Genomic DNA, 16,093 nt, shown 5'->3' on the forward strand with positions numbered 1-16,093 from the left:
CTCCTTTTTATTCACTATTTTCTTAACATCAAAAAGAAGCATTGAAGCCAAAAGCATTGAAGAGAAACTGCTCGTCATTGCAAGTCCCTTATCATTAGTCTCAGGAGGTAAAATCAATATCAGCCTGTTATCTTCTGCATATTCTTTAACCAGTTTGCCATTCTCGTTACAGGTAATGATTATATGTGCAATATTGTTATGACATATTGAGTCGGCAATATTAACAGCAGCCAGGCTCTCAGGACTATTCCCTGATCTGGCAAATGAGACAAGTATATATTTTTTATTTTTATTAAAAATAGCCTCTGGATGGGTAGTAATATCAGTTGTTGGAACTGATTTTACGCTATAAAAGCCATACTTTGGCATTACGAATTCCAGTATATTTCCAATAAAAGATGATGTACCCGCACCGGTAAGTATAATGGTAGTTTCTTCGTTGTAGTAACTGGTCATGAACTCAGAAATCTCTTTTTCCTTATCTAAAAGTATTTGATAAGTCTGTCTCCACATTTCAGGTTGTTGGTAAATCTCATGTATAGTGTCAAATGATGTAGTCTGTATGCTTGCCATATTATATAGCTTTAGGATGTATGCAAAAGTAAAACAATCCGAAACCATCGAAAGCTTCGAAAACATGTTTAAAAACATAATATTTTTGTCGCTAAAGTTAAAGTGTTGTAATTTAATATTATGGATATAAGGATAGAGCGAAAAAAACCTTTCGCGAGGTTTCGGAATAGTATATTAAAAGGGGGAATGAGTTTCGCTATGTTTCATTCCCCCTCTTTATGTCAATTAAAGTCTGTATTATTCAATTAAAGTTTCGATTTAATAGACTTTGTTGCTTCTTCATATCCCGGTTTCTCCAGCAATGCAAACATATTGCTTTTATATGCTTCAACACCGGGCTGGTTGAAAGGATTTACCCCCAGCAGATAGCCACTTATGCCACAAGCTTTTTCAAAGAAGTAAATAAGCTGACCTATATATTTTTCATTTAGCTCTGGGATTTCAATTAAAATATTAGGAACTCCACCATCCACATGAGCTAATCGTGTTCCCAATTCTGCCATTTTATTAACCTCGTCAATTCTCTTGCCTTTCAGATAGTTCAATCCATCCAGGTTAACCTCATCATGAGGTACAAGCACTTTCTTATTAGGCTCTTTAATAGATATTACAGTTTCAAAAATAGTGCGTTCTCCTTCCTGAATCCATTGGCCCATAGAATGGAGGTCAGCTGTAAAGTCAACAGCTGCCGGAAATATTCCCATCTGATCCTTTCCCTCACTTTCTCCAAAAAGTTGTTTCCACCACTCAGCAAGAAAATGAAGTTTAGGATGATAATTAACAAGAATCTCAATTTTCTTGCCTCTTCTGTACAACTCATTACGGATTACTGCATAAATAGCAGGTAGATTATAATCAAATGATACTGTTTTATCAGTTGCCTTCTCTATCTCTGCAGCACCTGTAACCAATTTTCTGATATTTATTCCTGCAACTGCTATCGGCAGCAAACCTACGGGAGTTAAAACAGAATAACGACCACCAATATTATCAGGAATGATAAATGTTTTATATCCTTCACTATCGGCTAAAGTGCGGAGAGCTCCTTTCGTAGCATCGGTAATTGCAACTATACGTTTTTTCGACTCTTCATTACCAACTTTTTTCTCAAGTAAATTCTTTAGTAACCTGAAAGCGATTGCCGGTTCTGTAGTTGTACCTGATTTTGAAATATTGATTATACCAAACTCCTTATTTTCAAGATAATCAATCATTTCAGACAGGTAGTCCTCACTAATATTATTTCCCGCATACAATATAACTGGGTTCTTGCGTTTCTTTTCCGGCTGTAACCAATCGAATGAGTTTGTTAACGCATCTATAACTGCACGGGCACCGAGATAGCTGCCCCCAATACCTACAACCACAACTACATCACAATGAGTGCGTAAAACTGTAGCTGCTTCTTCGATGTCACGAAACTCCTCCTCTGTAATTGAAGATGGCAGGTCAACCCAACCAAGGAAATCACTACCTTCCCGAGTACCATCATGCAATGCATTGTTTGCTGAAGTAGCTAGCTCTGATTTTCTTAGAATCTCTTCTTCTGAAACAATTCCGGCAAGATTTTTAATGTTAATTTGAATGCTATCCATATATTTATATGTTATTTAAGTTTGAATACAATGTAACAGAAAATCATTAAAAGAAGTCTATAAGATTTTTTATGGCACTCTTAGGTTCAAGTCGCTCATACAGAATTTTATAAACAGTTTCAACAATTGGTATATTAACCTTAAAACGGTTGTTCATTTCATGTATACACTTAGCTCCATAGTAACCCTCAGCGATCATTTCCATTTCAAGCTGAGCCGTTTTAACTGAATAACCTTTTCCAATCATAGTTCCAAGTGTCCTGTTTCTGCTGAATTGCGAATAACTTGTAACAAGCATATCACCAAGATAATGCTGATCAGTAATATTACGTTCAATTGGAACAACTGTATTCAGAAAGAGCGACATCTCTTTTGCACAGTTACTCATCAGTACAGCCTGGAAGTTATCTCCATAAAGTAATCCCTGACAAATACCAGAAGCTATTGCGTAGATATTTTTCAAAACTGCAGCCAGCTCAATCCCAACCACATCATTTGAAGTACGTGTTTTTAGAATTCTGGAAGATATGGATTCTGACAAAAGATTTGCTTTCTCAATATCCTTACTTGCTGCAGTAAGAAATGAAAGTCTCTCCAATGCTACTTCTTCAGCATGACATGGACCGGAAAGCACTCCAATATTCTCAGTTGGAATCTTAAAATTATCAGCCAGATATTCACTCATAACCATATTATCGTTAGGAATAATTCCTTTCAATGCTGATACCATGAACTTACCTCTGAATGTGCTGTTCCATATGCGTCTGAAATATTGCTTTACATAAGGAGAAGGGATTGCAATGATTACTGTGTCAGAGTCTTTTATTGCTCTTTCGAGATTTGAGTAGAATGTGATCTGAGCCAAATTGAACTTGACATTAGTCAAATAGCTCGGATTGTGTCCGAGTTTATAAAAACCTTCAATCTGATCATCTCGACGGATAAACCAATTTATATGTTTCTGGTTCATCAGCACCATTTTTGCTAATGCCGTTCCCCAAGTTCCTCCACCCAGGATACAGATTTTACCTATTGAATCCATTTCTATTTTATTTCAGCAAGTTGGATTACTCCTGTCCGGAAGCGTTTGCTACCCATGTTTTAACCTCTTCCGGAGAAGGATTATTTAGTTCCAGCTTCATTTTTTTATTCAAGCCGCAAACTTCCTGGTGAAGTTTGTTTGGATTTAAATCGATAAGATCACTAATTTGTGTATAACCTGCCTTCTGTACTAGTTGCACCCACTCTTCAGGAATACCAATTTTTATAAAATCAGAGACTGTATCTCTTTTTACTCTTTTTTCAGGACGCATGAGTGGGAAAAGCAGAACCTCCTGAATAGAAACCTGTCCGGTCAGTAACATTGTTAGTCTGTCCATACCTATACCCATACCGGAAGTAGGAGGCATGCCATACTCAAGTGCTCTTAAGAAATCCTGATCAATGAACATTGCCTCATCATCTCCTTTTTCAGAGAGTTTGAGTTGCTCTTCAAAACGTTTTCTCTGATCAATCGGGTCATTTAATTCGGTATATGCATTTGCAAGCTCCTTGCCGTTTACCATCAGCTCAAACCTTTCAGTTAACTCAGGATTGTCCCGATGCCTTTTACAAAGAGGTGACATCTCAATGGGGTAATCAATAATAAATGTTGGCTGGATATATTTACCTTCTGCTTTTTCTCCGAAAATCTCATCAATAAGTTTACCTTTACCCATTGTTTCATCTTGCTCCACACCAAGCTTTTTGCAAACTTCTCGCAATTGGTCCTCATCCAAACCACTTATGTCAATACCGGTATGATCCTTAATTGCATCAATCATTGTAACCCTTTTATAGGGAGCTTTAAAGTCGATTTCATTTTCACCAACCTTTACTTTTGTAGTACCAAGAACTTTAAGGGCAACATGCTCAAGCATCTGTTCGGTGAACTCCATCATCCATCTGTAATCTTTGTATGATACATATATCTCCATTACAGTAAACTCAGGGTTGTGAGTACGGTCCATACCCTCATTTCGGAAGTTTCTTGAGAATTCATAAACCCCTTCAAAACCACCAACTATTAGTCGTTTCAGATACAGCTCATTTGCAATACGTAAATATAGATCAATATCAAGAGCATTAAGGTGAGTTATAAATGGTCTCGCAGCAGCTCCACCGGGGATACTCTGTAATACAGGAGTATCTACCTCAAGATAACCCTCATTGTTAAAAAATTCACGCATCGCATCAAATATTTTTGTGCGCTTTGTGAAGATATCTTTAACATCTTCATTCACAAGAAGATCTACATATCTCTGACGATAACGTAATTCAGGATCGGTAAATTTATCAAAAGCCACACCATCCTTCATTTTAACAACAGGAAGTGGCCTCAAAGACTTTGATAATACCGTAAGTTTTTCTGCATGAACTGAAATTTCTCCCGTTTTTGTACGGAAAACAAAACCCTCTATGCCAATGAAATCTCCAATATCAAGCAACTTTTTAAATACAGTGTTGTATAGCTCCTTATTTTCATCCGGGCATATATCATCACGTGTTATGTATACCTGAATACGCCCTTTTGAATCCATAAGTTCAACAAAAGAGGCTTTACCCATTATACGGCGACTCATTATTCTACCTGCAATTTTTACATTACGGCGATCAGAATCATCCTCAAATTCATTTTTTATATCGATGGAGTATGAGTCAACATCAAAACCTGATGCCGGATAAGGTTCTATACCCAACTCTCTTAATTCATCCAGACTCTGCCTGCGAATTATCTCCTGTTCACTAAGTTCTAAATTGTGCATAACTAAATAAAAATCATACAAAAGTACAAAATAATTTACTAAAGTATACTTTTTATAAACTCTACAAATCAAAAGAGTAGAATTAAAAAATAATTATTAACAGATAATGGATTAATTTATGCATTTTAATATGCTGATAAGTAGTGATTTAATATAGTTTTCTTATTTAACATAGTTAAGACGATAAAATTAAGGAAATATTTCTTTAATTCGTCTTAATTTATTACATTTGAGCAGTTATACTGTAAACAACCTATCTTGTCTAATAATAAGAAAACATGAAGTTGCAAACGATATGCGACATAGTTGAAGGTAGAATTATAAATGAATCTCAGAATTCATCAGATTACACTAAAGCATTTGCTTCAGACTTGATGAGTGATGTACTTAGATTTCCAATGGAAAACACTGTTTTAATAACAGGACTCTCAACAATACAGACAATACGAACAGCAGAAATATCAAACTTGTCATGCCTGATAATTGCAAGAGATAAAAAGGTGTCGGACGAAATGATAGAGCTGGCAACTAAAAGCAGAATCTCAATTATATCTACTCAGGCAACAGTTTATGAAATATCAGGATTATTATATAAGAATGGTTTAAAACCTGTTTATTAATGAAAATGCAATACTTTATCAAGGGTGGGGACTTCAGCGAAGGTGGTCGTGCCAGTACTGAGGTAAAAAGTATTATTAAACAGTTTAATATATCCCCGGATAAAGTACGTCGTATAGCAATTGCTCTTTACGAAGCTGAGATGAATGTGGTTGCACACGCTTACAAGGGTACTATGGAAGTAGATCTTAGACCCGACTATATAAATGTAGTTTTTGTAGATGAAGGTCCCGGAATTGAGGATATTGAAAAAGCTATGCAGGAGGGTTTTTCTACCGCTTCTGAAGAGGTGAGGCAAATGGGTTTTGGTGCAGGCATGGGTTTACCAAACATAAAAAAAAACTGCGACGAAATGTTGCTTTCATCTTTACCCGGAACAGGCACAAGACTCGAAATAAAAGTTTTGTTTTAAGACTATGAAAGACAGGAACTATACGCATTCGATTCAGATCGATATAAATAAATGTATCGGCTGTTCACACTGTATGCGTGTTTGTTCTACACAGGCAATCCGTATTGTTAAAGGGCACGCATTAATTCAGCCAGAAAGATGTATTGATTGTGGAGAGTGCTACAGGGTATGTCCGCAAAGGGCTGTGTATGCTAAGGATGACGGACTTAAATCTGCAGAAAAATCAGGCTATAAAATAGCTCTCGTTCCATCAGTATTTATTGGTCAGTTTTCATCTGAGTACTCAGCAACTCAGGTTATGGATGCGATTAAACAGCTGGGATTTGATGATGTGTTTGAGGTTGAACAGGCTGTTGACTTTATAAAGGAAGAGTATATGAAACTTAAATCAGATGAGTTGCAACGCCCTCTGATAAGTTCATTTTGCCCAGCGGTGGTACGCTTGATTCAGGTAAAATATCCTTCTCTTACACACAATATTATCAGGCTCAAGGCTCCGCATGATATTGCAGCTATATATCTCAGGGAATCAAAGAAAAATTTAGTTAAAGTAGATTCCAGTATCCATATCTATTACATCACTCCTTGTGCAGCAAAGATAGTGGCAGCACTCTCTCCGGTTGGTGAAGATAAGTCTGCAATTGATAGTACGATAAACATGACAGAAGTTTACAATCGTATTTCTGTGATACTGATTGGAGAAAAGAACTCCGGGAAGCACAAAACAGCAGCAAATATGAGTCCTGATTCCGTGCAATGGTCACTTTCAGGAACCGAGAAAAAATATTACGCAGGCAGAAATCTTGCTATCGATGGAATAGAGAATGTAATAGAGTTTCTTGAGAAGCTTGAATCTGGACATATAAAAGATATCGATTTTCTCGAGATGAGAGCTTGTGATCAGGGTTGCGCCGGCGGTATCCTATGTCCAGGCAACCGTTTCCTGACAGTAGAAAGATTAGAACAGAGACAAAAAAGATTGGAGAATCTGAAATCAGTCAACAGGGGAAAAGTATTCAATTCATTATTGGATTACAGTGAAAAACTTCATGAATCTTCTGGTGTTGACCCGGTTTATCCTAGAGATGGTCTGTTGCTTGACGACGATATGGAGAAGGCATTGATTAAATTGCAGCGAATTAATCGGTTAGAGTCATACCTGCCCGGATTCGACTGCGGAGCATGCGGTGCACCGAGTTGCAGAAATCTTGCTGAGGATATTATAAAAGATAAAGCCACAATATCTCACTGTGTGTTTGTTCAGCGTATAATGGAGAAAAATTATAAACTTAGTCCTGATCAGGCTTTTACAGTAATTGAAAAGATATGGGGTAAAGGTAGATTAGATAAATTATATTAGATCAGATCATATGGTAAAGGATCTTAAATATCTTGTAAATAAGTTGGGGTTAGAATGCAAAGCCAGTAAAAATCTGCTTAGCAGGGTCCCAAAAGGAGCATATGTGTCCGACTTGCTAAGTGAAGTAATGGGCAAAGCTCGTGAGGATATGATATGGATAACATCTCAGGCTCATAGAAATATTATTGCAGTAGCCAGTTTAAAAGAGCTGAGTGCAATAATAATTGTAAATGAGAGAGGAGTTGAAATGGATGTTCTAGAAAGTGCAGAGTCGGAAGGGGTTGTTGTTCTCTACTCAAGTTTGCCTGCATTTGAAACTGCGGGTAAACTGTATTGCAGTTTGTATGATATAGAGTAACTACTGTAAAGTGTGGAACTGTTATGGGTTATTTTAATGCTGATCTGCATATTCATACATGTCTATCTCCTTGTGGTGATGTAGACATGAGTCCGCGAAACATTATAAACATCGCTATTGAGAGAAATTTGCAGATAATTGCAATAACAGATCATAACAGTACGCATAACGTGAGTGTTTGTGTAGAGCTTGGCAACAGAAAAGGATTATTTGTGATACCCGGTTGTGAAGTAAACACCATTGAAGAGGTACACTGCCTATGCTACTTTCCTCATCTGTGGGCACTAGATGATTTTCAGAAATATCTTGACAGCCGGATTGCAAATATAAAAAATGATCCTGATAAATTTGGATATCAGGTAGCAGTTGATGAGAATGATGTTATCATATACGAAGAAGAGCGCTCTCTGTTTATCGGTATAATGGATAGTATTGATACTTTGGCAAAAGTGGTACATAAATTGGGAGGATTATTTGTGCCTGCACATATAGATCGTCCTGTAAACTCTCTTTTCAGTCAACTCGGTTTTATACCAAAAGATCTTGACTATGATGCACTGGAAGTTTCTAAGAGAACTACAGTGGATGATTTTACAGAAAAGCACCCTGAACTGAAAGGAGAGTTTTTTCTTCAAAACTCTGATGCGCACTATACTGATGATATTGCTGTAGCTTATAACATGTTTAAGATGGAATCGGCAAACTGGGAATGCTTCAAATTGCTATTCAACAAACAATAATTTTGATATTTTATATGATGAGAATCAGTTGATTATCAAGTATAAGCTGTTTTGGAATGGTAGATATGGCGATGCATATGATGGATATTGCACAAAACTCTATAAGAGCTGGTGCGAAAAACATTTGTATCAGCTTCTTCGAGGATAACGATAGCAATGTTTTAATATTCAGAATCATAGATGATGGTAAGGGGATGAGTACTAAAGAGCTGAACAGATTGAGTGATCCCTTTTTTACAACCAGAACTACAAGAAAAGTAGGACTTGGAATCCCTCTGCTTAAGATGACGTGCGAACAGTGTGGTGGCCATCTTACTGTTACTTCTGAAAGTGGAGTTGGAACTACTGTCGAAGCAACATATCGTACAGATAATCCTGACTGTCTGCCTATAGGTGATATACCTGGTTACCTGACAATGTTGCTGATAGCAAATCCTCTATTAAGGATTAGATTTTCATACAAAATTGATAAAGAGGAGTTTATTATTGATAGTACAGAGCTAATAGAAGAGGGAATAGACTCTCAACAGCAAGGAGTATCCGGTCTGATTAAATCATATATAAAAGATAAACTGGAGCAGTTGATTCTCTGCAGATCTGAAAAAAGCCTTTTATGCTGAAATTAAAATAGGAAAAACATCGAAGATATAAATGTCTGTAAATTAACCTGTAAACTTTAAGTATATGAGTGAAATAAAAACATTAGCCGACCTTAAGAAAAAACAGGAGGAGATGCTAAACAGGATTAGATTAAGGGATAGTGCTGAAAATCCCGGATCCTTTGTGCAAGTGAAAGTTGCTATGGCTACATGTGGAATAGCCTCAGGTGCAAAAGAAGTCATGGAGTACTTTGTAGATGAGCTCGATAAAAGATCAATTCGTGCAATTGTTACACAGACCGGCTGTATGGGATATTGCTATGCAGAGCCAACAGTTGAAGTTACACTGCCGGGAAGAGATCCTATTGTGTTTGGTTATGTAACTGTCAGTAAGGCAGATGAAATAATTGAACATTATATAAAAGAGGGTGAGCTGGTAGATGGCATCATTCCTCAGAATTATAATACCATAAAATCTTAAACAGCTGTATATGAGTAAGTATAAAATACATATTTTAGTCTGTGCAGGCACCGGATGCAGTTCTTCAGAAAGTAATCTGGTCTATGAGATGTTGCTAGATGAGGTCAGTAGAAAAGGACTTGGTGGTGATGTACAGATTATTCGTACCGGATGTTTTGGTTTTTGTGAAAAAGGACCAATAGTGAAAGTTCTGCCTGATAATACCTTTTACACTCATGTCAAACCTTCAGATGCTAAAGAGATTATAGATGAGCATATCATTAAAGGAAGGAAAGTATATCGGCTGCTTTATACAGATCCTGAATCGGGAGAGCATTTGCCTGATTCAAAGCATATGGGATTTTACCAAAAGCAAATTCGTGTAGCCCTTAGAAATTGTGGAACAATCGACCCTGAGAATATTGATGAAGCAATTGCACGTGATGCATATCAGGCATTGGGGAAGGTAATCACTGAGCTGGGACAGGAAGAGACAATAAATATTATTAAATCATCAGGCCTGAGAGGTCGTGGTGGAGCTGGTTTCCCAACGGGACTGAAATGGGATATTGCCAAAAAAAATGTTTCCGATCAGAAGTATGTGGTATGTAATGCTGACGAGGGTGATCCTGGAGCTTTTATGGATCGTTCTATTCTTGAGGGTGATCCGCATTCTATCATAGAAGCGATGGCTATTTGTGGATATTGCATAGGCGCCACAAAAGGGTTGGTTTATATTCGTGCTGAATATCCTCTTGCAGTAAAGAGACTGAAAATTGCTATAGCTCAGGCTCATGAGTATGGCTTGTTAGGTGATAATATATTTGGTACTGATTTTTGTTTTGATGTCTCTTTAAAATATGGTGCCGGAGCTTTTGTTTGTGGAGAAGAAACAGCTTTGATACACTCAATGGAAGGGAAAAGGGGCGAACCTTCAAATAAACCTCCTTTTCCTGCACAAAGCGGATATCTGGGCAAGCCAACCAACGTGAATAATGTGGAGACTTTCGCAAACATTCCTGCAATAATTCTAAAAGGAGCAGAGTGGTTCTCTTCTATAGGAACAGAAAAATCAAAGGGAACCAAAGTTTTTGCACTTGCCGGAAAGATCAATAACGTAGGTTTGATAGAGGTGCCAATGGGTATCACTTTGCGTGAGATTATTTATGAAATAGGTGGTGGTATTAAAAATGGCAAGAAATTTAAAGCGGTACAAACAGGCGGACCTTCAGGCGGATGTCTGACAGAAAAACATCTGGATATTCCTATTGACTATGAAAGTCTTACAGCATCAGGTTCTATGATGGGTTCGGGAGGAATGATTGTTCTCGATGAAGATGATTGCATGGTGTCGGTAGCTAAATTTTACCTGGAATTTATTGTTGACGAATCTTGTGGAAAATGTGCTCCATGTCGTATAGGCAATAAGCGCATGTTCGAGACACTCAGAAGGATAACTGAAGGAAAAGGGACACAGGAGGATTTAGAAAAACTCAAAAATCTTAGCTATGTAATTAAGGATACATCTTTATGCGGATTAGGACAGACTTCACCCAACCCTGTTCTTTCTACCATGGAGAATTTCGTGGAGGAGTATAATGAACATGTATTTGATAAAAAATGTCGTGCAGGTAAATGCACTAGTCTGCTTTTCTATATCATTTCACCAGAGGAGTGCATAGGATGTCTTGCTTGTAAGAGGGCATGTCCTACACATGCAATTAGTGGTGAAAAGAAAGAGGTGCATGTAATAAATCAGGAAATATGTATTAAATGTGGAGCTTGCATGGAAAAATGCAAATTTGATGCCATCAGCCTTAGAAGTGACTATCCAAGAGTGTCTGTGGAGATGGCTTAATGATTTTAACTGTATCAAAAAATAGAAAGATATGATTGAACTTACCATAGATAAGAAAAAAGTACAGGTTGAAGAAGGTACAACTATTCTTAAGGCAGCCAGGAAGGCTGGAGTAGAGATACCTACACTATGTCATTTCGAACTGTGTGATATGGGTATTGAGAATAAACCCGGTGGATGCAGGATATGTGTAGTTGAGGTTGAAGGACGTAAAAATCTGGCCCCCTCATGTATAACAGAAGCACAGGAGGGGATGGTTATAAATACCCATAATATAAGAGTGCTTAATGCCCGAACTACTGTTTTAAAATTGATTATTTCAGACCACCCGTTTGACTGCCTTGTATGTGCAAAGTCGGGACAGTGTGAACTGCAAAGCCTGGCTACACAATTCAATATCAGAAGTCTGCCATATGAGGGAGAACAATCCAGATACAGAAAAGATACATCACCTTCAATTATCAGGGATATAGATAAATGTATAATGTGCCGCAGATGCGAAATGATGTGCAACGATATACAAACAGTTGGTGCACTTTCAGCTGTAAACCGTGGTTTCATGTCAGCTGTAGCTCCAGCTTTCGAGATGAATCTGGAAGATTCACCATGCACTTATTGTGGCCAGTGTCTTTCTGTTTGCCCTACAGGTGCACTTACAGAGGTTGATCATACAAATGATATAATTCGTGCTCTTAGTGATTCATCAAAAACAGTAATTGTGCAGACTGCACCTGCTGTCAGAGCAGCTCTCGGAGAGGAGTTTGGGTTAAAGCCAGGCACTTTGGTTACCGGTAAGATGGTGTCAGCATTAAAAGAGCTTGGCTTTGATTATGTATTTGATACAGATTTTAGCGCTGATCTTACCATAATGGAAGAGGGAACAGAGCTGTTACAGCGCCTGAAGGCATTTATGTCGGGAGATACCAATGTTCGTTTACCCATACTTACATCCTGTTGTCCCGGATGGGTAAACTTTTTTGAACATAATTTTCCTGATCTGCTGGATGTTCCTTCAACTGCTAAATCTCCTCAACAAATGTTTGGAGCGATTGCCAAAACCTACTTCGCAGATAAGATAGGTGTAAGCAGAAAAGATCTTATAGTGGTTTCAATAATGCCATGTATTGCTAAAAAATATGAGTGTCAGAGAGATGAGTTTAAGGTGGATGGAAATCAGGATGTTGATTATTCAATCTCTACCCGTGAACTGGCTGCTTTTATTAAGGAAGCTAATATAGATTTCCTGAATCTGCCTGATTCAGATTTTGATGATCCTCTGGGTGAATCCACCGGTGCAGGGGTCATTTTCGGTAATACAGGAGGAGTAATTGAGGCTGCCTGCAGAACTGCATATGAACTTTATACAGGGAAAAAACTTGAGAAGGTTGAATTTGATAATTTGCGTGGCATGGAGGGGATACGCTCTGCGAAGGTTGATTTTGGCGGACTTGAACTTAATATAGGTATTGCTCATGGTTTGGGTAATGCTCGCAAACTTTTGAATGAGGTTAGGGCAGGAACATCCAAATATCATGCAATAGAGATCATGGCCTGCCCGGGTGGGTGTATTGGTGGCGGAGGTCAGCCATATCATCATGGCAAAAGCGAAATTCTGAATAGACGTGCAGCAGCTATTTACTCTGAGGATAAGAGGAAAATAATTCGTAAATCGCACGAGAATCCTTCAATAATCAAACTTTATAATGAGTTTCTGGGCGAACCGGGCAGCCACAAAGCACACAGTTTGCTTCACACTGAATATTTTCCTAAAAGTAATGAGGTTACTCTTCATTTGAATGGTGAGATATAAACAAAATATGTAAATATTATGAGTCAGAATATTAAAGTTAATCCGGAAGTATACAGCTTCATGGAAAAAGTGACCGGAACAGATAATGTGGAGGTTAGAGTTAATCTCTCAAAGGAGAAGGTCGACAAGATAAACAATATATGTAACATGTTTGATAACGAGCCACTTGAATTAATAAACATATTACATGAGGCACAGCATGAGTTTGGTTACCTGCCGGCAGAGGTGCAGGATGTAATTGCACATAATCTGCATATCTCTGTAGCACAGGTGTATGGTGTTGTCACATTTTATTCGTTCTTCTCCATGATACCTAAGGGAGAACATCCAATATCAATATGTACAGGTACAGCCTGCTATGTTCGCGGTGCTGAAAAAGTACTTGAGGAGTTCAAGAAAGAGTTGAATATTAAAGTAGGTGAAACAACCTCTGATGGGAAGTTTTCAATTAACTGTCTCCGATGTGTTGGAGCTTGTGGACTCTCGCCTGTGGTATTAGTTGGGGAAAGAGTTTTTGGCAGAGTCTCTCCTGATGGAGTTAAAGCAATTTTAGATGAGTATAGGAAATAGCTGATATCCTATTCTGGTATACATCTTGACCAGTTTTTAGTATAATGCTTTGAATTTCCCTGTTTATTATAGCCTATCCTATGAGAAATAGTCTCTAATCTTTTTTCCAGAAGGGCAAGTTCATCTTCAAAACTAAATAGAGGCTCTGATCTGTTTTCGTATAGGAGATATTCTTTTCTATAAAATAAAGGAGTGATGTTGGGCATTATTACATTTGCTCCTATTGCTATAGCTTTTTCAGTTGCCTTTTGGTCTAAAACTTTGAGTGCAGTGGTTGCAGCAATATTAATATCTGGCATTAATATCCTTAAGAGTGAAATCATTTTTAATGCAAGACCCAATCGAACAGTAGTAATAGGTAATTGTTCCCTGAATTCATATAAAGGAGTTTTTGTATGTTCAATGTAAGGCCCCATTCCACACATGTCGATATTTAAATCCCTCATGAAAATAAGATCATCTGCAAGCATTTCTGTTGTTTGAAACGGCAGACCAATCATTACTCCGGTTCCCAGCTGATAACCTGTTTTTCGTAATAGCTCCAGAGCATTTCTACGATTTGTATAATTATGTAGTGTATCTTTAGGGTGAAGCTTTTTATATAGCTCTTCAGAAGAGGTCTCAATACGCAGCAGGTATCGGTCAGCACCACTTTCAAACCACCTGAGGTATGTCTCCTCGCTCTGCTCACCACAGGAAAGTGTAATACCTATATTGTTATTGGTGATTTTTTTTGATTCTCTGATTATCTTGTCAATCTTATCTGAAAATGATCTTGATGATCTCTCTCCCGATTGAATGACAATTGATCCGTAACCCTTTTCATAAGCATATTTGACTGACTCTATTACCTCTTCATATTTTAGAGTAAACCGGGTAATGTTGTTGTTTGATTTTCTGATTCCACAATAAAAACAATCCTTATCGCAAATGTTTGATAGTTCAATTAATCCACGCAAATAAACTTCATTGCCAACGTTTTTAAGTTTGGTCGCAGTGGAGTAATCAAACAAAGCTTTCTCTTCCTCACCTGAAGAGGATAAAAGATCAATCAATCTATCCCTCGATAAAGGGTAGTTTAGGATTGTTTCTATCATACTCGTAAAACTTTCTGAAAATTGATACTACTCTCTCAAACACTCCGTTTACATATGCCAGAGCCATTCCATAATTGGTAACCGGAATTCCTCTTTTGATGAAGGGGTTTATTCTGTTTGACAACTGTTTACGTGTTACCATACATCCTCCGCACTGTATAACCAGAGCAAAATCATCAATATTTTCAGGCAAAGGAGACAGACCCGAAATTATCTTGAAGTTTAGTCTCTTCCCTGTGAATTCTTTTAGTTTCTTTGGTATTTTTACTCTGCCGATATCATCACAACTTGTCTGATGTGTGCAGCTCTCCAGTATCAAGACATTATCCCCATCCTTAAGGTTTGAGATACAAGGCGTTCCCCTTAAATAAGCAATCAGGTTCCCCTTTAATCTTGCAAAAAGTATACTGAAGCTGGTTAAAGGGATGTTTTCAGGCAGCTTCTCTGTTACAGATTTGAAAATCTGGCTATCCGTGATTACCAGTGCAGGTGTTAATCCACTCTTTAAGAAATCTTCAATTTCATCTTCTCGTAAAACTACCGTGATGCAATGATTATCAATAGCATCACGTATAGTTAGATTCTGTGGATAAATCAAACGACCTTCTGGAGCTTCACTGTCTATTGCTATAATGATCAGGATTAAATCTTTTGGCTTTACAAGGTCTCCTATAAGTGTTAAGTTCTTGTATACTGTTTCAGGTATAATCTTCTTAAGTGAATTGATCAACAGGTCTCTATCAGTTGAATTGAGGGTGCTTATATCTATAATTTCAGCATTTGTGTGCCATTTGATTGCATTTTTTGTAATTGCTGCTATTTTGCTTATATCATTTTTATTATGAACAATAATATAGGGTACATCATGCTCTTTAAACTGATCAATCAGTCTTACCTCATAATCACCGAACTGATTCCCGGCAATCAGGAGTATTGCGCAATCAACCCTGCGGATAACTTCTAGTGATTTTTGAATCTTCAGATGCCCGATTTCACCCAAATCATCAACTCCTGCTGTGTCTATTATGGTGGCCGGACCAATTCCAAATATTTCTACTGTTTTTTTTACTGGGTCGGTAGTCGTCCCCTTTTTTTCAGAAACAATTGAGATATCCTGATCGGTCAGCATATTTATTAATGAGCTCTTGCCTGTGTTTGTGCGACCGAAAATTCCTAAATGAAGATTTGTTACGCTCATGATTTAATTAACAATTTTCAGATAATGCCTTATGCCTTAAC

At 37.6% G+C, this 16,093-nt stretch carries 16 protein-coding genes; 10 read left to right on the plus strand and 6 right to left on the minus strand.

Annotation, left to right across the window (positions count from 1 at the left end; translation table 11 throughout):
- From PHO43_RS05700 to lysS, 4 genes are all read right to left on the minus strand, one after another.
- The coding region (locus PHO43_RS05700; RefSeq protein WP_288011596.1) for an SIS domain-containing protein at window positions 1-573 on the minus strand (573 nt) is incomplete at its 3' end.
- 245 nt (window positions 574-818) lie between these two features.
- The gene (locus PHO43_RS05705; RefSeq protein WP_288011598.1) at window positions 819-2,168 is read right to left on the minus strand and encodes a glucose-6-phosphate isomerase; all 1,350 of its coding nucleotides are present in this window, start codon (window positions 2,166-2,168) and stop codon (window positions 819-821) included.
- A gap of 46 nt (window positions 2,169-2,214) precedes the next feature.
- Window positions 2,215-3,210 carry an NAD(P)H-dependent glycerol-3-phosphate dehydrogenase gene (locus PHO43_RS05710; RefSeq protein ID WP_045090668.1) on the minus strand — a complete coding sequence of 332 codons (996 nt, stop codon included), beginning with the start codon at window positions 3,208-3,210 and terminating at the stop codon, window positions 2,215-2,217.
- 25 nt (window positions 3,211-3,235) lie between these two features.
- Window positions 3,236-4,972, minus strand: a complete 1,737-nt coding sequence (gene lysS, locus PHO43_RS05715; protein ID WP_045090669.1) for a lysine--tRNA ligase — start codon at window positions 4,970-4,972, stop codon at window positions 3,236-3,238.
- Window positions 4,973-5,250: 278 nt separating this feature from the next.
- Between lysS and PHO43_RS05720 the strand changes: the two genes are divergently transcribed.
- From PHO43_RS05720 to nuoE, 10 genes are all read left to right on the plus strand, one after another.
- Complete coding sequence (locus PHO43_RS05720) at window positions 5,251-5,592, plus strand: DRTGG domain-containing protein (RefSeq protein WP_045090670.1); 342 nt, start codon at window positions 5,251-5,253, stop codon at window positions 5,590-5,592.
- The gene (locus tag PHO43_RS05725) at window positions 5,592-6,002 is read left to right on the plus strand and encodes an ATP-binding protein (RefSeq protein WP_053826953.1); all 411 of its coding nucleotides are present in this window, start codon (window positions 5,592-5,594) and stop codon (window positions 6,000-6,002) included. Before PHO43_RS05720 ends, PHO43_RS05725 begins: the two co-directional genes overlap by 1 nt.
- Window positions 6,003-6,006: 4 nt before the next feature.
- Window positions 6,007-7,362 (plus strand): [Fe-Fe] hydrogenase large subunit C-terminal domain-containing protein, encoded by a 1,356-nt coding sequence (locus PHO43_RS05730; protein WP_045090672.1) that lies wholly within the window; start codon window positions 6,007-6,009, stop codon window positions 7,360-7,362.
- Window positions 7,363-7,372: 10 nt separating this feature from the next.
- Window positions 7,373-7,720 (plus strand): hypothetical protein, encoded by a 348-nt coding sequence (locus PHO43_RS05735; RefSeq protein WP_074010755.1) that lies wholly within the window; start codon window positions 7,373-7,375, stop codon window positions 7,718-7,720.
- 23 nt (window positions 7,721-7,743) lie between these two features.
- Window positions 7,744-8,460 carry a PHP domain-containing protein gene (locus PHO43_RS05740; RefSeq protein WP_045090673.1) on the plus strand — a complete coding sequence of 239 codons (717 nt, stop codon included), beginning with the start codon at window positions 7,744-7,746 and terminating at the stop codon, window positions 8,458-8,460.
- A gap of 56 nt (window positions 8,461-8,516) precedes the next feature.
- Window positions 8,517-9,080 (plus strand): ATP-binding protein, encoded by a 564-nt coding sequence (locus PHO43_RS05745; protein ID WP_045090674.1) that lies wholly within the window; start codon window positions 8,517-8,519, stop codon window positions 9,078-9,080.
- A 64-nt stretch (window positions 9,081-9,144) separates the two neighbouring features.
- Window positions 9,145-9,540 carry a (2Fe-2S) ferredoxin domain-containing protein gene (locus PHO43_RS05750; RefSeq protein ID WP_053826950.1) on the plus strand — a complete coding sequence of 132 codons (396 nt, stop codon included), beginning with the start codon at window positions 9,145-9,147 and terminating at the stop codon, window positions 9,538-9,540.
- Between the two features lie 10 nt (window positions 9,541-9,550).
- Window positions 9,551-11,377, plus strand: coding sequence for an NADH-quinone oxidoreductase subunit NuoF (gene nuoF / locus PHO43_RS05755; protein WP_288011602.1), 1,827 nt, complete (start codon window positions 9,551-9,553; stop codon window positions 11,375-11,377).
- A 31-nt stretch (window positions 11,378-11,408) separates the two neighbouring features.
- The gene (locus PHO43_RS05760; RefSeq protein ID WP_045090677.1) at window positions 11,409-13,187 is read left to right on the plus strand and encodes an NADH-dependent [FeFe] hydrogenase, group A6; all 1,779 of its coding nucleotides are present in this window, start codon (window positions 11,409-11,411) and stop codon (window positions 13,185-13,187) included.
- 60 nt (window positions 13,188-13,247) lie between these two features.
- Entirely contained in the window at window positions 13,248-13,757 is a 510-nt protein-coding gene (nuoE, locus tag PHO43_RS05765; RefSeq protein ID WP_045091060.1) for an NADH-quinone oxidoreductase subunit NuoE, read from the plus strand.
- Between the two features lie 8 nt (window positions 13,758-13,765).
- Here nuoE and hydE read toward each other — a convergent pair whose 3' ends face one another.
- Both hydE and hydF read right to left on the minus strand, forming a co-directional pair.
- Window positions 13,766-14,854, minus strand: a complete 1,089-nt coding sequence (hydE, locus tag PHO43_RS05770; RefSeq protein WP_288011604.1) for a [FeFe] hydrogenase H-cluster radical SAM maturase HydE — start codon at window positions 14,852-14,854, stop codon at window positions 13,766-13,768.
- The gene (gene hydF / locus PHO43_RS05775; RefSeq protein ID WP_288011606.1) at window positions 14,814-16,052 is read right to left on the minus strand and encodes a [FeFe] hydrogenase H-cluster maturation GTPase HydF; all 1,239 of its coding nucleotides are present in this window, start codon (window positions 16,050-16,052) and stop codon (window positions 14,814-14,816) included. Before hydF ends, hydE begins: the two co-directional genes overlap by 41 nt.
- Window positions 16,053-16,093 lie beyond the last annotated feature (41 nt).

The sequence above is a fragment of the Lascolabacillus sp. genome (assembly GCF_028696275.1).
Lineage (GTDB): Bacteria > Bacteroidota > Bacteroidia > Bacteroidales > Dysgonomonadaceae > Proteiniphilum > Proteiniphilum massiliensis.